This is a genomic window from Burkholderia sp. DN3021 (assembly GCF_049805555.1).
GTDB lineage: Bacteria > Pseudomonadota > Gammaproteobacteria > Burkholderiales > Burkholderiaceae > Burkholderia > Burkholderia pyrrocinia_C.
Genome location: NZ_JBNCAB010000048.1, coordinates 38,186 through 56,376 on the forward strand (window position 1 = coordinate 38,186; position 18,191 = coordinate 56,376).

Consider the following 18,191-nt stretch of genomic DNA (forward strand, 5'->3'; position numbering starts at 1 on the left):
CGGTACGCCGCTGTTCCGGCACGCGACGGGCGCCTTCGGGCGCCCGTTTTTTTTGCGCGTGGCCGGCAACGGGAGAAGCCGAATCAGAACGACGCGCAGGCCGGCACGAACGTGATGCCGACCGACTCCTGATGGAACCGCTCCGCGTACGCGTGCCGGATCGCGGCGAGCCGCGCGTGCGTGTCGGGCGTATCGTCGGCGATGATACGGATCACGAAACTCTGTTCCCGTGTGATGTTGCCGGTCGCGCGATCGCGCCATTGGCCGTGCGTGTCCCAGTACGTGAAGCCGTCGGGGAAGCGCGGCGTGACGGTGTCGGCGAGGAACGCGGCGCGTTCCGCATCGGTGACGGGGCCGCGTCCCGCGATGTCGCGTCCGAACAGCAGGTCGGCCTGCAACATGCGGCTCGCGCCCGGCTGCGTGCAGGCCGGCTGCGCGCCGGCGACGGGCGAGGGTGGCGCCGCGCAACCGGCGAGCAGCGCGATCGCCACGGCGGCGATCAGCGGCCGCGCGCGGCGCCGCCACATTGCAGCCCATAGCGGCCGCATTTGCTCATTTCGCGTCCGACGACCTCCGTGCGCGCAAAACGCTGCGCGCTCAACCACTTGCGTGCTTGTTCGGCGGGTTATCAACAGGGCTGTCAACATAATCTGGGGATAACCCTAGGTCGGTTCGCTGGCGCCTGGCGCGCGGTCAGTGCTGCCGTTTCGCGTGCGCGAGATGCATGCCGAGCGTGCCGGGGTCGGTGTTCGTGCCCGACAGCAGCACGCCGACGCGCTTGCCCTGCAGCGTTTCGCGCAGCGGGCCGAGCAGCGCGGCGAGCGCGGCTGCGCAAGCCGGTTCGACCGACAGCTTCAGGTGTGAGAACAGGAACAGCATCGCGGCGCGCAGCGCGTCGTCGGACACGGTCACGATGCGGTCGACGTGGCGCCGGCACAGCTGGTAGCTGTATTCCTCGGTGTGCGGCGCCATCAGCGAATCGGCGATCGTCTGCATCGCGCTCATCTTGATCGTGTGATTCGCCGCGAAGCTGCGGCTCATCGCGTCGGCGCCTTCCGGTTCGACGCCATACACGTGCACGCGCGGATTCGCGAGCCGCAGCGCGGTCGCCATGCCGGCCGCGAGCCCGCCGCCGCCGATCGGCACGATCACCGCGTCGAGGTCGGGCGTCTGCGTCGCCCATTCGTAGCCGAGCGTCGCGGTGCCGAGGATCGTGTGATAGCCGTTGAACGGATGGATGAAGAAGCGGCCTTCCTCGGCCTCGATCCGCCGCACGAGATCGAACGCCTGCGATGCGCTGCCCGCGAGCACGACTTCCGCGCGGTACTGCTTGCACTGCGCGATGCGCGACGGGCTCGCGGTATGGAACATCACGACCTTCGCACTGCTGCCGAGCCGCATCGCCGCATACGCGACGGCTGCCGCATGATTGCCGGCCGACACGCAGGTGACGCCGGCATCCTTGCGTGCCTCGTCGAGCGCGAGCAGGTGCGTGAATGCGCCGCGCGCCTTGAAGCTGCCGCTTGCCTGCAGCAGTTCGAACTTGAAGTTGACGTGCGTGCCCTCGAGGGACGGCAGGTCGGCGCGTTCGAACACGGGCGTTCGCGCGACCCAGGGCGACAACGCGAAATGCTGCGCGGCGATTTCGTCGAGCGTCGGAATCGGCTCGCCGTCGATCGTCGTATGGGCAGTGCCCTGCTGTTCAGTCGACATGACGTGGCGGGTGGCGGAGTGGGCCGGCCCGCACACGCGGGCCGGCGTGGCGGGAGGCAGTCAGTGCGCGTCGACCGACATGCTGCGGATGAACTTGCGCAGGAACTGCTCGCAGCCGGCGAGCTGCGCGAGCTCGACATATTCGTTCGGCTTGTGCGCCTGCTCGATATTGCCGGGCCCGCACACGACGCTCGGGATGCCCGCGCGTTCGAACAGGCCGGCTTCGGTGCCGTACGCGACCTTGCGCTTGTCCTGGTCGGCGGTCAATGCGCGCACGAGCTGCGTGATCGCGGCCTGTTCGGTCGCGTCGAGGCCGGGCGCCGCGGCGATCTTCGAGAACTCGATCGCGGCATTCGGATGCTCGCGAAGCATCTGCGGCAGCAGCGTTTGCTGCGCATACGCTTCGATGCGCGTGAAGATCTGCTCGGGATCGAGCGTCGGCAGGTTGCGGAACTCGAAGTCGAACCGGCATTCGGCCGGCACCGTGTTGATCGCGTTGCCGCCCTGGATCGTGCTCGTCTGCGCGGTCGTGAACGGCACGTCGTACAGCTCGTCGAACGGGCCTTCGGCGCGGAAGCGCTCGGCGATGTCGCGGATGTGGCAGATGAGGCGCGCCGCGTACTCGATCGCGTTGAGCCCCTTCGGCGTCAGCGACGAATGCGCCGCGTGGCCGCGCACGCAGCAGCGGTACGCGTTGATGCCCTTGTGCGCGATGATCGGCCGCATGCTGGTCGGCTCGCCGACGATGCAGCCGGACGGTTGCACGCCGCGCTTGACGAGGTCGGCGATCATCAGCGGCGCGCCCGCGCAGCCGATTTCCTCGTCGTAGGAGAGTGCGAAATGGATCGGCTTCGCGAGCTTCGTCGCCTGCATTTCGGGCAATAGCGCGAGCGCCGTGCCGATGAAACCCTTCATGTCGCAAGTGCCGCGGCCGTACAGGCGGCCGTCGCGGATTTCCGGCGCAAACGGGTTGCTGTCCCATTGCTGGCCGTCGACCGGCACGACGTCGGTATGCCCGGACAGCACGATGCCGCCGTTCGTCGAGCCGTCGTGCGCGGGCACCGTCGCGAACAGGTTTGCCCAGCCTTCGCGCGGATCGTGCGTGATCGTCGACGCGATGCCTTTCGCGGCGAGCGCGTCGCGCACCGTTTCGATCAGGCCGAGATTCGGCACGCGGCTCGTCGTGTCCATCGACACCAGTTGCTTGACCCAGGGCAGGCCGATCAGCGATGCGTCGCCTTGGGTTGCGGCGGACGGCGCCGTCGCGTCGAGAGTGGACATGGCAAAACTCCGTCTGATGAATGGGAAAATCATACTCAAAAACGCGGCGGCCCGCCTGCGCCGGGCGCGGTGCGGTGCAGCATCGCCGCGGCCTTCAGCGCACCGCGGCGGCCGCTCCCTGCTTCGGCGCGAGCGCGCGCAGCGTTTCCTTGATCGTCGACACGCGGATCGCGAGATCGGGCGAGCGCGTCTCGATGCGCAGCTTGTCCTGGCCCGCGAGCTTGATGTGCCGGTGCTTCTGCACCATGTCGATGATCCGCATCGGATCGATCGGCGGATTCGGCTCGAATTGCAGCCCGATCGCTGCTTCGCTCGCGTCGATCTTCACGATGCCGAGCGGCTTCGCGGCGATGCGCAGCCGGTGCGTCTCGACGAGTGCGTGCGCCTGCGGCGGCAGCTTGCCGAAGCGGTCGATCAGTTCCTCCTGGATGCCGTCGATCGCGTCGCCGTGCTCGCAGTTCGCGAGACGCTTGTACAGCGACAGCCGCTCCTGCACGTCCGCGCAGTAGTCGGCCGGCAGGATCGCGGGCGCATGCAGGTTGATTTCCGTCGTCGCGGCGAGCGGCGCGGTGAGGTCGGGCTCCTTGCCGTTCTTCAGCGCCTTCACCGCGTCGTTCAGCATGTCCGTATAAAGCTGGAAGCCGATCTCGTGGATCTCGCCCGACTGCTTGTCGCCGAGCACTTCGCCGGTGCCGCGGATCTCGAGGTCGTGCATCGCGAGATAGAAGCCCGAGCCGAGTTCCTCCATCTGCTGGATGGCCTCGAGCCGGCGCTGCGCCTGTTTGGTCAGCGCCTGCGGATCGTGGACCAGCAGGTACGCATAGGCCTGGTGATGCGAGCGGCCGACGCGGCCGCGCAACTGGTGGAGCTGCGCGAGGCCGAACTTGTCCGACCGGTGCATGATGATCGTGTTCGCGCTCGGCACGTCGATGCCGGTCTCGATGATGGTCGTGCACAGCAGCACGTTCGCGCGCTGCGCGACGAAATCGCGCATCACGCGCTCGAGCTCGCGCTCGTGCATCTGGCCGTGCGCGATCACGATGCGCGCTTCGGGCACGAGTTCCTCGAGCATCGCCTTGCGGTTCTCGATCGTCTCGACCTCGTTGTGCAGGAAATACACCTGGCCGCCGCGCTTCAGCTCGCGCAGCATCGCCTCGCGGATCACGCTTTCTTCCTCGCGGCGCACGAAGGTCTTGATCGCGAGCCGCTTCTGCGGCGCGGTCGCGATCACCGAGAAATCGCGCAGCCCTTCGAGCGCCATCCCGAGCGTGCGCGGGATCGGCGTCGCGGTGAGCGTCAGCACGTCGACTTCCGCGCGCAGCGCCTTCAGCGCTTCCTTCTGGCGCACGCCGAAGCGGTGTTCCTCGTCGATGATCACCAGGCCGAGGCGCTTGAACTGCACGTCCGACGACAGCAGCTTGTGCGTGCCGATCACGATGTCGACGCTGCCTTCGTTGATCTGCGCGATCGCCGTGTTGACTTCCTTCGCGGTCTTGAAGCGCGACAGCTCGACGATCCGCACCGGCCAGTCCGCGAAGCGGTCGACGAAGGTCTGCGTGTGCTGCTCGGCGAGCAGCGTGGTCGGCGACAGCAGCGCGACCTGCTTGCCGCCCATCACCGCGATGAACGCGGCGCGCAGCGCGACCTCGGTCTTGCCGAAGCCGACGTCGCCGCACACGAGGCGGTCCATCGGCTTGCCGCTCGTCATGTCGCCGATCACGGCCGCGATCGCGGCAGCCTGGTCGGGCGTTTCCTCGAAGCCGAAGCTTTCCGCGAATTTCACGTAGTCGCGCGGGTCGAGCGCGAACGCGTGGCCTTCGCGGGCCGCGCGGCGCGCGTACAGGTTCAGCAGCTCGGCGGCCGTGTCGCGGATCTGCTGCGCGGCCTTGCGCTTCGCGCGCTCCCACTGGCCGGAGCCGAGCGCGTGCAGCGGCGCGCTGTCGGGATCGGCGCCGCTGTAGCGCGAGATCACGTGCAATTGCGCGACGGGCACGTAGAGCTTGCTGTCGCCCGAGTATTCGAGATGCAGGAATTCGGTCTCGCCTTCGCCGAGATCCATCGACACGAGGCCCATGTAGCGGCCGATGCCGTGCTGCGCGTGGACAACCGGGTCGCCGACCTTCAGCTCCGACAGGTCGCGCACCATCGCGTCGACGTTGCTGGCCTGTTCCTGCCGGCGGCGGCCCGCGCGGCGGCCGAGCGCGCCGTACAGCTCGGTTTCGGTGACGATCGCGTAGCCTTCGCCCGGCACCGCGAAGCCGTTCGCGAGCGGCGCGACGCCGAGCGCGAAGCGTTCGTCGCTCGCGAGCCAGCCCGCGAAGTGGTCGTTCGACACCGGCCGCAGATGGTGCTCGGCGAGCAATTGCAGGATCGTCTCGCGGCGGCCGGCCGATTCGACGGTCAGCAGCACGCGCTTGCCCGACGATTCGACGAACGTACGCAGCGACGCGAGCGGATCGTCGGAATGCCGGTCGACGGTGAGCTCGGGCAGCGCGGTCGCCCAGCCGCCGGCCGGTTGAGCGGGCAGCACGACGCGTGCGAACGGCTTCGCGAACGCGAAGAAATCCTCGTCGGACAGGAACAGGCGCTGCGGCTCCAGGATCGGCCGCTCGCGATCGTGCGACAGGAACGCGTGGCGCTGCTTCGTATCGGCCGTGAAGCGGCGGATCGAGGCTTCGAGATCGCCGGTGAACACGAGGTGCGCGTCCTGCGGCAGGTAGTGGAACAGCGTGGCCGTTTCGTCGAAGAACAGCGGCAGGTAATACTCGATGCCGGCCGACGGCACGCCGTTGCCGATGTCCTTGTAGATCGGCGCGCGGCTCGGGTCGCCTTCGAAGGTCTCGCGCCAGCGGCTGCGGAAGGCCGTGCGCGCGGCTTCGTCGAACGGGAACTCGCGGCCGGGCAAGAGGCGCACGTCGCGCACCGGGTAGAGGCTGCGCTGCGTGTCGGGGTCGAACGCGCGGATCGAGTCGACCTGGTCGTCGAACAGGTCGATCCGGTACGGCAGCGGCGAGCCCATCGGGTACAGGTCGATCAGCGAGCCGCGCACGCAGTATTCGCCGGGCCGCACGACCTGGCTCACGTGCTCGTAGCCGGCCAGCGTGAGCTGCGCCTTCAGCTTCGCCTCGTCGAGCCGTTCGCCCTGCGCGAACGCGAACGTGTACGCGGCCATGAACGACGCGGGCGGCATCCGGTACAGCGCGGTGGTCGCGGGCACGAGCAGGATGTCGCAGCGGCCTTCGCCGAGATCGTGCAGCGTCGCGAGCCGCTCGGACACGAGGTCCTGGTGCGGCGAGAACGTGTCGTACGGCAGCGTTTCCCAGTCCGGCAGCAGGCGCACGCGCGCATCGGGCGAGAAGTAGCGGATTTCCTGCGAGAGCCGCTGTGCGTCGACCGCGTTCGCGCAGATCACCGCGAGGAGCGGCACGTCCCGGCGGTTGTCGGCGAGATAACGGGCGATGGCGAGCGCGTCGGCGGAACCGTGCGCGCCGTCGAAGGCAAAGCGCTGGCCGGGTTTGACGCGGGCAACGGGCGAGGCGGACAGGGTGGAAGCGTTATCTGGCATAGGGACGGCAGGGGTGGCGTGCACGGGCGCATCGCGGTGCGCCGGTCGAGACGAAAGACCTATTATAAAATCCGCTTCTCGATTTCATCTTTCCGGCGTTTCCTTTCGTGACTCCCCGACTTTTCGCCCTGATTCCCTGTGCCGGCACGGGCAGCCGTTCCGGCTCGGCCGTGCCGAAGCAATATCGCACGCTGGCCGGCCGCGCGCTCCTGCATTACACGCTCGCCGCGTTCGACGCGTGCAGCGAATTCGCGCAGACGCTCGTCGTCCTCGCGCCCGACGATTCCCATTTCGACGCGCGCCGCTTCGCGGGCCTGCGCTTCGCGGTGCGCCGCTGCGGCGGCGGCTCGCGGCAGGCGTCGGTGCTGAACGGGCTGCTCGGGCTGGCCGAATTCGGTGCGACCGATCACGACTGGGTGCTCGTGCACGATGCCGCGCGCCCGGGCATCACGCCGGAGCTGATCCGCACGCTCGTCGCGACGCTGAAGGACGACCCGGTCGGCGGTATCGTCGCACTGCCGGTGGCCGATACGCTCAAGCGCGTGCCGGCCGGCGGCGATGCGATCGCGCGCACCGAGTCGCGCGATTCACTGTGGCAGGCGCAGACGCCGCAGATGTTCCGCATCGGCATGCTGCGCGACGCGATCCTGCGCGCGCAGCGCGAAGGGCACGACCTGACCGACGAAGCGAGCGCGATCGAATGGGCGGGCCACACGCCGCGCGTCGTGCAGGGCAGCCTGCGCAACTTCAAGGTCACGTATCCGGAAGATTTCGCGCTCGCGGAAGCGATTCTCGCGCGCTCCGCGAACGCTTCCTGACTTTCACCCCATCTCAATCGGAACACGCATGGATTTCAGAATCGGACAAGGCTACGACGTGCACCAGCTCGTCCCGGGGCGCCCGCTCATCATCGGCGGCGTGACGATTCCGTACGAGCGCGGCCTGCTCGGCCACTCGGACGCGGACGTGCTGCTGCACGCGATCACCGACGCGCTGTTCGGCGCGGCGGCGCTCGGCGACATCGGCCGCCATTTCTCCGACACGGACGCGGCGTTCAAGGGCGCGGACAGCCGCGTGCTGCTGCGCGAATGCGTTGCCCGCGTCAAGGCGGCCGGCTTCGCGATCCAGAACGTCGACAGCACCGTGATCGCGCAGGCGCCGAAGCTCGCGCCGCATATCGACGGGATGCGCGCGAACATCGCGGCCGATCTCGGGCTGCCGCTCGACCGCGTGAACGTGAAGGCGAAGACCAACGAGAAGCTCGGTTATCTCGGCCGCGGCGAGGGCATCGAGGCGCAGGCCGCCGCGCTGCTGGTCAGGCAGGGCGGCTGACGCCCGGTTGTGGCGGCGCGCGGCTCGTTCCGCGCGCGGTGGTGCTGCGGAAATGAAAATGCCACGCTGATGCGTGGCCATTTTCGTTTGGGGCGACCGCCACCCCGGCACGGTTGCCGGTCGCGCGGCGAAACCGCTCATGCAGCCGTTTACTCGCCTTCGGCGGCGATCACCTGCGCGGCGGCGTTGATCACCGACGCGATGCGGCCGACGTCGCGCAACTGCGTGACGGTCATCCCTTGCTCGTTCTTCAGCAGCGCATAGTGCGACTTCACGCAGAAGTGGCACTTGCCGACGATCGACGCGGCGAGCGCGTACATCTCGAACTTGCGCTTGTCGACGCCGCCGTGCGTCGCGTACGCGCCCATCCGCAGCTCGGCGCGCTGCGTCTTCAGGTCGGCGTCGTCGGCCATCTCGACATACGGATACCAGGTGTTGTTCATCCCCATCAGCGCGGCTGCCGTCAGCACGGCGTTCGTCTCTTCGGGCGACAGTACGCCGGCTTCGCGGATCGTCTTCACGAGCACCGTGCTCTTCGCCGCGATCGCCGCCGCCAGCGCGACGCCGACCGCATCGGTGCCTTCGAGCGACGAGCGCGAGATCGTGCCGTCGAGGTTCAGGCGAATGTCCTTCGCGTAGTCGGGAATACGTGCCTTAATCGAGTCGATGAATTCCATTGATATCTCCTATGGGTTGGCCGTTAAAAAAGCCCGCAGGCAGGACGTGCGCCGCGGGCTTCGTGCATCGATGCGCTTACAGCGTTGCGCCGCCGACTGCACGGTTGCACGGGCACAGTTCGTCCGTTTGCAGGCCGTCCAGAATGCGCAGGACTTCTGCCGGGCTGCGGCCGACGTTCAGGTTGTTCACCGAAACGTGCTGGATCGTGTTGTCCGGATCGACGATGAACGTTGCACGCAGGGCCACGCCGGCTTCCTTGTCGCGCACGCCGAGCTGGTCGATCAGCTCGCCCTTGACGTCGCCGAACGAGTAGTGGTTCAGCTTGTCCAGGTCCTTGTGCTCACGGCGCCATGCGAGTTTGACGAATTCGTTGTCCGAGCTGCCGCCGAGCAGGATGGCGTCGCGCTCTTCGAACTGCTTCGTGAGCTTCGCGAACTCGACGATTTCCGTCGGGCACACGAACGTGAAATCCTTCGGATAGAAGTAGATGATCTTCCACTTGCCCGGGAACGACGCTTCGGTGACGGTCTCGAACGCCGACTGGCCGTTTTCCTCGTGATTGTTGAAGCCCGGCTTCGCGGCTACGACGGTGAAAGCTTCGAGTTTATCGCCCACGGTTTTCATGCGGATACTCCTGTATGAGTTGGGAAGAAGGCTGAGTCAAGCTACCTCGGTGCTGCAACGATGGTGTGACAGCATGCGGCAAACTATAACACTATTAATAATATGCTTCAATAGATTTTAACTAACGATTTTCATAGTTTTTTTCAACCGGATCGATAGTGTGGGGCGCGAGAAGCGTGCGCGAGCGCGTCACGCGGTCGTACGCGCCTTGCCGGCGCCGGGGAATTCGAGCGTGACTTCGAGGCCCGCTTCGGGGTTGCGGTTGCGCAGTCGCAGCGCGCCGCGATAGCGGCCGACGAGCCGCAGCACGATCGCCATCCCGAGGCCCGTGCCGTCCGCCTTGGTGCGCGCGGTGTCGACGCGATAGAACGGCCGCATCACGAGCGGCAGCTGATCTTCGGGGATGCCGGGGCCTTCGTCGCTCACCGACAGCTCGACGCGCGCGTGCGATATGCGCGTCTCGAGCGTGATGCGCGAGATGCCGTCCTGCTTGCTCTGGCCGTACTTGCGCGCGTTCTCGACGAGATTGCCGATCACGCGGCGCATGTCGGTCTCGTCGGCTTCGATGACCGCGCTCGGCGCGAGCCGCGTGCGGATCTCGACGCCGTCCTCGCTCGCTATGCGCGCGGCAACTTCCTGCGCGATCGACGACAGGTCGACGGGCTCGGGCTTGCGCTGCGACGGGCGTGCGTAGTCGATGAAGGCGGCGATGATGCGGTCCATCTGCTCGATGTCGTCGACCATCGCGTCCTTGGTTGCCTGGTCGGACGGGCTCATCTCGGTTTCGAGGCGCAGCCGCGCGAGCGGCGTGCGCAGGTCGTGCGAGATGCCCGCGAGCATCAGCGCGCGGTCGGCCTCGAGCTGTTCGAGGTCGCGCACCATCTGGTTGAAGCTGCGATTGGTGTCGGCCGCGACGCCCATCCCGCGCTCGGGCAGCGGTTCGGGCGCCTGGCCCGAGCCGACCTGGCGCGCGGCGAGCGCGAGCCGCGAGAACGGCCGGTTCACGAGGCTCGTGATGAACGCGGAGCCGAACAGCGACAGCGCGAGCGCGAACAGCCCCCAGCCGGCCCACTGCAGGCCCGTGACGTTGTCGAGCTGGTCGCGATCGAGCGCGACCCAGTAATCGTCGTCGTCGATCTTGAAGCTGATCCACACGCCGGGAATGTCGTTGACCGACTGCGCGATCACGGTATCGTCGCCGAGGCGGCTGCGGATGTCGTGCTCGATCAGGCGATTCAGCGATTCGTCGGGCTGCAGCTTGAACTTGTCGGTTTTCTCGCGCGGGTAAACGCGCACGCCCTCGTTGCTCTCGAGATCCTGCAGCAGCGCACGCCGCAGATCGGGATCGGAATAGAGCAGGGCGGTTCGCGTGAGCTTCACGACCGCGACGAGCTGCAGCGCGACGCGCTGCGCACGCGGCTCGCGCTCGATCACGCGAAAGCTCTGAAACCACGCGGCGAGACTGACCGAGATCAGCAGCGCGATCAGCAGGAAGGTGCGCCAGAACAGCCCGCCGAACGCGAGCTGCAGGAGGCGCCGGTCAATACGCATGGGACGGGCCGTGGGCGGGCGAAACCGGAAAAGAAAAAATCAGGCGGCGCCGTCCGGAATGAACACGTAACCGAGGCCCCAGACGGTCTGGATGAAACGCGGGCTGCCCGGATCCGGTTCGATCAGCTTGCGCAGGCGCGAGATCTGCACGTCGAGGCTGCGGTCGAACACTTCGTATTCGCGGCCGCGCGCGAGCTCCATCAGCTTCTCGCGCGACAGCGGCTGGCGCGGATGGCGCGCGAACACCTTCAGCACCGAGAACTCGCCGGTCGTCAGCGGAATTTCCTGGCCGGACTTCGTCAGCGTGCGCGTCGCGAGGTTCAGCGAGAACTCGCCGAACTCGAACACCTCGGTGGTTTCGGACGGTGCGCCCGGCAGTTCGGCCGGCGCCTGGCGGCGCAGCACCGCGTGAATGCGCGCGACGAGTTCGCGCGGGTTGAACGGCTTCGGCAGGTAATCGTCGGCGCCCATCTCGAGGCCGACGATGCGATCGACGTCCTCGCCCTTCGCGGTGAGCATGATGATCGGCGTGCGGTCGTTGCTGCCGCGCAGGCGGCGGCAGATCGACAGGCCGTCCTCGCCCGGCAGCATCAGGTCGAGCACGAGCAGGTCGAAGCGCTCGCGTACCCAGAGCTTGTTCATCGCGGTCGCGTTTTCCGCGACATATACGTTGAAACCCTGCTCGCCGAGATAGCGGCGCAGCAGATCGCGCAGGCGTGGGTCGTCGTCGACGACGAGAATCTTGGAGGGGTTTTTCGTTTCCATGATCGGCATCTTATCGCGAATGGGAATTGGCGCACGGCCGCGAATTTTCGCGCGTTACAGTCGGTTACAAAATTTACCCGTAGTGTCGCGCGGAGTAAAGGCAGGCTATAGAGATTCCTTTACTCGAAGCCGAAGTTCGGTAGATACTCCCCTGCATTCCATCTTTCATCTTTGCACACCCGAATTCCGCAGGGTTTTTCAAGTACCAGAGGTAGCCGGTTGCCGCGTGACGAAGGGAACAAATCGACCAAAGAAGCGAGGACGGTCATGCGATCTGCCCGGATTGCACTGATGCTGACGATCGCGCTTGCCGGTCCGTATGCGTCGAACTTCGCGTATGCGCAGCGCCCCGAGCAGGGGGCGCCGTCGCGCAAGCTGCCGCGCGGCAAAACGCAGCAGCCCGATCGTGCCGCCGAGACGACGGTCCGTTCCGCCGTGCCTCCCGATCTCGAGCAGCGCCGCCGCGACGGGCACATGACGCCCGAGGAGCGCCACCTTTTGCGCCAGCACATCGAAGACGCCGTCCGCGAGCTGTACAAGCGCTGACGCGTGCCGTCCTCGACCTGCGCGGAACACGCCGCGCCGAAAAAATTCGTAGCACTTTTTCCGTCAACTTTCGCCTGCCGATTGCCGTTGTACCGGCATCCGCACCGCCGGTGCGTTCCGGGAGTCCATGACGATGAAAGCGAACGCTGCCGCACCGGCGCCGTCGCCGGCGATGCAGTCGGCGCTCGACGCCGACGATGCGCTGTTTTTCCTGAGCCGCACCGGTTTCTCTCCCGCGCCCGCCGAGGTCGCGCGCATCGTCGGCATGACGCGCGCGCAGGTCGTGGCCGACACGCTCGGCAACGTTCGCCGCGAACCCGTCACGGCGTGGCCCGACTGGATCGCCGAGCTGCCGCCGACGCGCGCGCAGCGCCAGGCGCTGACTCCCGACATGCGGCGCGACGAGCAGCGCGAGCGCGATCGCCGCTACGAGGCGTTGCGCGCGGCGTGGGTCAACGAGATGGTCGTGACGCCGTCGCCGCTGACCGAGCGCATGACGCTGTTCTGGCACGGGCACTTCACGTCGGGGCAGGACAAGGTGCCTTATCCGCAAACGATGGCCGCGCAGAACGCGCTCTTTCGCCGCGAGGCGCTCGGCAACTTCGGCACGCTGCTGCACGCGGTCGCGAAGGACCCGGCGATGCTGCAGTATCTCGACGGCGCGAGCAATCGCAAGGGGCGCCCGAACGAGAATTTCGCGCGCGAGGTGATGGAGCTGTTCACGCTCGGCGAAGGGCATTACACGCAGTACGACGTGACCGAAGCCGCGCGTGCGATGACGGGCTGGACGATCGATCCCGATACGCTGCGCTTCGAGGTGCGGCCAGAATGGCACGACGCGGGCGACAAGACGATTCTCGGCGAGACGGGGCCGTTCGACGGCGACGGCTTTGTCGACATCCTGCTGAAGCGGCCCGGCACCGCGCGCTTCGTCGTCGGCAAGCTGTGGCGCGAGTTCGTGTCCGATACGCCCGACGCGGGCGTGCTCGATCTCGTGGCCGAGCGGTTTCGCTCGAGCGGCTTCGATATTCGCGCGGCGCTCGCCGCGCTGTGGTCGACCGACGCGTTCTGGGATCCACGCAACCGCGGTGTGCTCGTCAAGTCGCCGGCCGAGTTCGTCGTCGGGTCGGTGCGGCTGTTCGACGTCGCGTACGGCGATCCGCAGATGCTCGCGAACACCGTGCGCACGCTCGGGCAGAACCTGTTCTATCCGCCGAACGTGAAGGGCTGGCCGGGCGGCGCGCTGTGGATCAACAGCGCGACGCTGCTCGCGCGTAAGCAGTTCGTCGAGCAACTGTTCCGCGCGACGGAGACGGCCGGCATGCGGCCGCCGACGCATCCGATGGCGCCGCCGCCGAACGCGCGTGCGCAAGCGATGCCGGTGGCCGACACGGCGTCCGCTGCGGGCATGCGCGGCGCGCCGGCCAAGCCCGCGCGCGGCGGCCTGCGTTTCGATCTCGAACGCTGGCTTGCGCAATATCGTGCGCGGCCGCAGGCGATCGCGGGATTGTCGACCGAGCTTCAGCTTCAGCACGCGGTGCTGCCGGTGTCGCCGGTCGCGGCGATCGACACGGATTCGACCGGCAGCGCGTATCTCGAAGCGCTGCTGATGGATCCGGCCTATCAACTGAAATGATGCAAACGAAGACGAATCGGAGCGCCGGTGCGGCAAAGGTGCCGGGCGGCGAACCAAAGGATGTGCGATGAACCGACGTGATTTTCTGACGCTGACGGGCGCCGCTGCCGCGGCGGGCGTGTCGATGTGGCAGTCGCCCGCGCTGGCGGCCTCGGTGGCGCCGGCCGGCAGGCAACCGGCGGCCGGGTATGCGAACGTGCTGATCCTCGTCGAGCTGAAGGGCGGCAACGACGGCCTCAACACGGTGGTGCCGTATGCGGACCCGCTGTACTACCAGTTCCGGCGCGGCATCGGCATCAAGCGCGAGCAGGTGCTGCAACTTGACGCGCACACCGGGCTGCACCCGTCGCTCGCGCCGCTGATGCCGCTGTGGCGTGACGGGCAGGTCGCGGTCGTGCAGGGCGTCGGTTATCCGCAGCCGAATCTGTCGCATTTCCGCTCGATCGAGATCTGGGATACCGCGTCGCGTTCGGACCAGTACCTGCACGAAGGCTGGCTCACGCGCACGTTCGCGCAGGCGCCGGTGCCGCCCGGTTTCGCGGCGGACGGCGTCGTGCTCGGCAGCGCCGAGATGGGGCCGCTCGCGAACGGCGCGCGCGCGATCGCGCTCGTCAATCCCGCGCAGTTCATCCGTGCGGCCCGGCTCGCCGAACCGTCGTCGCTGCGCGAGCAGAACCCGGCGCTTGCGCACATCATCGACGTCGAGAACGACATCGTGAAGGCAGCCGACCGGCTGCGCCCGCGCGGCGGGATGCGTGAATTCAGGACGGCGTTTCCGGCCGGCGCGTTCGGCACGTCGGTCAAGACCGCGATGCAGGTGCTGGCCGCATGCGAAGCGTCCGGGCCCGGTGCGCAGGATGGCGTCGCGGTGCTGCGCCTGACGCTCAACGGCTTCGACACGCACCAGAACCAGCCGGGGCAGCAGGCCGCGCTGCTCAAGCAGTTCGCGGAAGGAATGAGCGCGATGCGCGGCGCGCTGATCGAACTCGGGCGCTGGAACCAGACGCTCGTGATGACGTATGCGGAATTCGGGCGGCGCGTGCGCGAGAACCAGAGCAACGGCACCGATCACGGCACGGCCGCGCCGCATTTCGTGATGGGCGGCCGCGTGGCGGGCGGCCTGTACGGCGCGCCGCCGGCGCTCGGGCGGCTCGACGGCAACGGCAACCTGCCGGTCGCGGTCGATTTCCGCCAGCTCTACGCGACGGTGCTTGGCCCGTGGTGGGGGCTTGATGCGACGCGCGTGCTGCAGCAGCGATTCGACACGCTGCCGTTGTTGAAGGCGTAATGCGTCAGGTTCAGCGCCGGCGTGCGGCGCGCCACGCGATCCACAGCTTGCGGATCGGCGTCAGCGCGATGCGCTGGTGCAGCACCTGGTAGCCGTCGCGCTCGATTTCGTCGAGCAGCGAGCCGGCCAATGCGATCTGCGCGCGCAGCGTGCGCTGAGTGCGGCGTTCGGGGGCGGGGATTGCTGCATCGGCCGCCGCGAGCGCTTCGCGCGCACGCGCCGTCTGGAATTGCAGCAACTCGGTGAAGGCAGGGCTGTAGCGGCGGTTCAGCAGATCGGCCGCGGTCACGTTGTAGCGCTGCAGTTCGTCGATCGGCAGGTAGATGCGGCCGTGGCGCGCGTCGTTGCCGAGTTCCTGCACGAATTGCGCGAGCATCAGCGCGTGGCCGGCGTCCGCGGCCCACGGCTGCGGGTCGGCCGGGTTCGCGGCGCTGGCGCGCGCGACCAGCGACGCGAAGGTGCCGCCGACCTGCGCGATGTAGCGCTGCAGGTTCGCGAAATCGAGGTAGCGCGCCTGTTCGAGGTCCATCCCGTAACCGTTGACGAGCGTGCGCAACGCGTCGGCCTCGGCGGCGATCGCCGGATGATGCCGCGCGATCGCCTTCGTGACGGGGTGCGACGGCTGAGCGTCGGCCAGTGCCGCGAGTTCCTTGTGCCACCACGCGAGCTTCGTGTGGCCGACGGTCGGGTCGCTGGTTTCCTTGACGGTCTCCTCGAGTTCGCGGCGCAGCGCGAAGAGGGCCGTGAGGCGCGGCTGGACGGCGAACGGCGCCTGTCGCAACGCGTAGTAGACACTGGAGCCGGCGGGCGCGGCTTTCTGCTGACAGTAGTCGTCGAAATTCACGTGCGGAATCGGGTCGGGGGCGGTATCGGGGGACGTGCGGTTGCGCACCGCCGGAAGCATCAAGCGCGGCATTCTAGCACCGGCGCGTGAACCTCGCCGGTCGATGCAGACAATGCCGTGCGGATCGGGTAATATCTCGCGTTCGCCTGATCGGGCGCGCCGGTTTTGCATGTCGGCGCGATGGCCCGGGGCCGGTGCGCAACGCGCTGGCAGGTGATAGAGACACGCGTGAGTGGCGAAATTGGTAGACGCACCAGGTTTAGGTCCTGACGCCCGCAAGGGTGTGCCGGTTCGAGTCCGGCCTCACGCACCACACGCCATTCCGCCCCGCACCGGAACATGCAAAAAAATCCGCGACAGCCGATGCTTCGCGGATTTTTTCATTTTCACTCCCTGAACGGCGCGTCCGCATTGAACGTTTTCATGAAGCGAAACACCAATGCGGCGCGTGACCGCACTCCCAGCTTCGCGTAGATCGTCTTCAGGTACGAGCGCACGGTGAACTCGCTGATATGCAGGCGATCGGCAATCTGTTTGGTCAGGAAACCCATGCAGACCAACTGGACCACCTGCATTTCACGGCTGCTCAACAGCCTGCCGATGTCGATGCCGGACGGGTTGTCGCCGAGCGGCGCGGCATCCCGGCGGCGGCGTGCTTCGGCCACCAGCACATAGCGGTGCCCCTCGAATTCGAAGCGGACGATTTCACCTTCCGCACCGGCCGAGCGCGCGCCGTTCGTCTCGTCGATATCGCAATCGACTGGCCCCGCGCCGTCGGCGAGCAGCACACGGCACTTGCGTCCCGCGAGCTCGACTTCGCCGATCTCCCGGCCGACGAACGGCCGTTGCGCCCCGGCTGCCGGCCGATCGATCCAGAGCCTGCTCGCGTCGGGCAGCCGCTCGTCATCGGGTTGAGATACCGGCACGGAATGGCTCCCCCACGTTGTTGGCCGGGCCCGCCGCCACATGACTCTGCGCAACCCGTGAAGCACTGCATTCGTCACCCGATCTGCCGTGTCGGCGCGTCCTCGCGACAGGCGCGGCGCAGTCTCCGGAATTCGCGGTCCTGAGCAACGGGCAAGCGGAAACGATCCGTGGTCGGTCGCGCGCTACCCGTTCGGCCTTCCATCGCTGGAGCGCTCGACCGCGCGACGGTTTTCGCTGTTGCGATGCACCTGTCCGCCGCGGCTGCGACTTTTCCGTTGTGGCACAACGTCAGATGAAATGCAAGGCCGGCATCGCGCCACAAACGCACTACCCCAAATGGGTCAAGCCGGTGAATGGCGAGCGTTCGTATGTGCTTCTTCGGCGTCGCCTTAATACGGTTGTCCGTGCGAGTCAGCGCGACGAGGCGAATGCGAACGAATCGACTGCAACGGGCGATTTGCGAACGCAGGCGTTCCACTAGAGTGGGGTCAACGTGTCGGTCGACCGTGCGCCGGCTGCACTGCACGCCCGGTTTCCTGCTGTCCCGAATCGATCGCGGAGAAATGCAATGGATGAGCCCTTCGATGGCGACGTGGCGGACGAAGCCGGCACGACCGACGAGACGGATGCATTCGAGCGTTTCGACGAGCAGAGCGCCGACGAATCATTCGGCGACGAGTCATTCGACGACGAATCGTTCGACGAAAGCAGCGACTTCGCCGTCGATGCGCAAGAGAGCGATGCGGGCGAGGACCTGGCCGACGACGTGCATGGCGTCGACGACATGGCGCTTTGGAACGCATTCGAAGAAGAGCTGGCCGACGGACTCGACGCGGCGGACGACGATGAATTCATCGGACGATTGCTGGGCGGCATGGGGCGTGCGGCCGGCGTGGTCGGCCGCGGGTTGGGCAGGGCGGCAGGCGTCGCAGGGCAGGTCGGCGCGCTCGCCCGGCGTACGGACGACGTCGCGGGCCGGATCGGCAGCGTCGCGGACGCCGTCTCGCCGGCGGCTGTTGCCCTGGCAAGGCTGGCGCGCGTCGCAGGGGCGCCGGCCGCGGCCGACATGCTCGGTCGTGCCGGGTACGTCGCGCGACGTGTCGGCCGCGCCGCGCGTCAGACCCGACGTGCGGCCGGCTCGCTCGGCCAGGCGGCGGGCGGGGCTCAGGGCCTGTTCGGGCAGATCAGCCAGTTGCTGAGCCGGAGCGCCGGCGCGGACGAAGCCTTCGATGCGCTGGCGGACCTCTACGTCGAAGACGGCGTCGACGAAGCATTGCCCCCGATGGTCGGCCTGGCGGCTCGCACCGCCATACGCGGGCTGGGTTTTCGAAACGCCGCGCAACTGTCGGCCGCTGCGCGCCGCGCGCTGGTGCGAGGCGTCGCGGCCGCGGCGCGCGAGCTGGCGAGGTCGCGCTCGCCGCATGCAGTGCGCGCGTTGCCG

General features: G+C 67.5%; 16 protein-coding genes and 1 tRNA gene. 7 read left to right on the forward strand and 10 right to left on the reverse strand.

Annotated features, from left to right (window positions below; all coding sequences use genetic code 11):
- Positions 1-83: 83 nt before the first annotated feature.
- The 4 genes from ACPUER_RS22505 to mfd form a co-directional block, all read right to left on the reverse strand.
- Complete coding sequence (locus tag ACPUER_RS22505) at positions 84-548, reverse strand: DUF3574 domain-containing protein (protein ID WP_425132150.1); 465 nt, start codon at positions 546-548, stop codon at positions 84-86.
- Positions 549-693: 145 nt separating this feature from the next.
- Positions 694-1,713, reverse strand: coding sequence for a threonine/serine dehydratase (locus tag ACPUER_RS22510; RefSeq protein ID WP_072437137.1), 1,020 nt, complete (start codon positions 1,711-1,713; stop codon positions 694-696).
- A 60-nt stretch (positions 1,714-1,773) separates the two neighbouring features.
- Entirely contained in the window at positions 1,774-2,994 is a 1,221-nt protein-coding gene (argE, locus tag ACPUER_RS22515) for an acetylornithine deacetylase (RefSeq protein ID WP_175961045.1), read from the reverse strand.
- A 94-nt stretch (positions 2,995-3,088) separates the two neighbouring features.
- Entirely contained in the window at positions 3,089-6,559 is a 3,471-nt protein-coding gene (gene mfd, locus ACPUER_RS22520; RefSeq protein ID WP_425132151.1) for a transcription-repair coupling factor, read from the reverse strand.
- 107 nt (positions 6,560-6,666) lie between these two features.
- Here mfd and ispD point away from each other — a divergent pair, with 107 nt between their 5' ends.
- Positions 6,667-7,377, forward strand: a complete 711-nt coding sequence (gene ispD / locus ACPUER_RS22525; RefSeq protein ID WP_175961041.1) for a 2-C-methyl-D-erythritol 4-phosphate cytidylyltransferase — start codon at positions 6,667-6,669, stop codon at positions 7,375-7,377.
- Positions 7,378-7,405: 28 nt separating this feature from the next.
- Entirely contained in the window at positions 7,406-7,891 is a 486-nt protein-coding gene (gene ispF, locus ACPUER_RS22530) for a 2-C-methyl-D-erythritol 2,4-cyclodiphosphate synthase (RefSeq protein ID WP_175955821.1), read from the forward strand.
- A gap of 149 nt (positions 7,892-8,040) precedes the next feature.
- On the opposite strand, the gene ACPUER_RS22535 is transcribed toward ispF, so the two are convergent.
- The 4 genes from ACPUER_RS22535 to ompR all read right to left on the reverse strand — a co-directional run bounded on the left by ACPUER_RS22535 (position 8,041) and on the right by ompR (position 11,518).
- Positions 8,041-8,568 carry a carboxymuconolactone decarboxylase family protein gene (locus ACPUER_RS22535; protein ID WP_006478562.1) on the reverse strand — a complete coding sequence of 176 codons (528 nt, stop codon included), beginning with the start codon at positions 8,566-8,568 and terminating at the stop codon, positions 8,041-8,043.
- A gap of 76 nt (positions 8,569-8,644) precedes the next feature.
- Positions 8,645-9,193 carry a peroxiredoxin gene (locus ACPUER_RS22540; protein ID WP_096471153.1) on the reverse strand — a complete coding sequence of 183 codons (549 nt, stop codon included), beginning with the start codon at positions 9,191-9,193 and terminating at the stop codon, positions 8,645-8,647.
- 189 nt (positions 9,194-9,382) lie between these two features.
- The gene (locus ACPUER_RS22545) at positions 9,383-10,744 is read right to left on the reverse strand and encodes an ATP-binding protein (protein ID WP_425132152.1); all 1,362 of its coding nucleotides are present in this window, start codon (positions 10,742-10,744) and stop codon (positions 9,383-9,385) included.
- 39 nt (positions 10,745-10,783) lie between these two features.
- Positions 10,784-11,518, reverse strand: a complete 735-nt coding sequence (ompR, locus tag ACPUER_RS22550) for a two-component system response regulator OmpR (protein WP_006478565.1) — start codon at positions 11,516-11,518, stop codon at positions 10,784-10,786.
- 258 nt (positions 11,519-11,776) lie between these two features.
- Between ompR and ACPUER_RS22555 the strand changes: the two genes are divergently transcribed.
- From ACPUER_RS22555 to ACPUER_RS22565, 3 genes are all read left to right on the forward strand, one after another.
- Entirely contained in the window at positions 11,777-12,055 is a 279-nt protein-coding gene (locus tag ACPUER_RS22555) for a hypothetical protein (protein WP_072437142.1), read from the forward strand.
- A gap of 133 nt (positions 12,056-12,188) precedes the next feature.
- Complete coding sequence (locus ACPUER_RS22560; RefSeq protein WP_425132153.1) at positions 12,189-13,691, forward strand: DUF1800 domain-containing protein; 1,503 nt, start codon at positions 12,189-12,191, stop codon at positions 13,689-13,691.
- Positions 13,692-13,758: 67 nt separating this feature from the next.
- Positions 13,759-14,979 carry a DUF1501 domain-containing protein gene (locus ACPUER_RS22565; protein WP_310141142.1) on the forward strand — a complete coding sequence of 407 codons (1,221 nt, stop codon included), beginning with the start codon at positions 13,759-13,761 and terminating at the stop codon, positions 14,977-14,979.
- A gap of 10 nt (positions 14,980-14,989) precedes the next feature.
- Here the strand turns inward: ACPUER_RS22565 and hpnD are convergent, their stop codons facing one another.
- Positions 14,990-15,823 (reverse strand): presqualene diphosphate synthase HpnD, encoded by an 834-nt coding sequence (gene hpnD / locus ACPUER_RS22570; RefSeq protein WP_175961295.1) that lies wholly within the window; start codon positions 15,821-15,823, stop codon positions 14,990-14,992.
- 226 nt (positions 15,824-16,049) lie between these two features.
- Between hpnD and ACPUER_RS22575 the strand changes: the two genes are divergently transcribed.
- Positions 16,050-16,136: transfer RNA gene (locus tag ACPUER_RS22575), tRNA-Leu, on the forward strand.
- 73 nt (positions 16,137-16,209) lie between these two features.
- On the opposite strand, the gene ACPUER_RS22580 is transcribed toward ACPUER_RS22575, so the two are convergent.
- Positions 16,210-16,827 carry a response regulator transcription factor gene (locus ACPUER_RS22580; RefSeq protein ID WP_425132154.1) on the reverse strand — a complete coding sequence of 206 codons (618 nt, stop codon included), beginning with the start codon at positions 16,825-16,827 and terminating at the stop codon, positions 16,210-16,212.
- A gap of 491 nt (positions 16,828-17,318) precedes the next feature.
- Here ACPUER_RS22580 and ACPUER_RS22585 point away from each other — a divergent pair.
- Positions 17,319-18,191, forward strand: an 873-nt coding sequence (locus ACPUER_RS22585) for a hypothetical protein (protein ID WP_425132155.1), incomplete at its 3' end; no start/stop codon positions are given.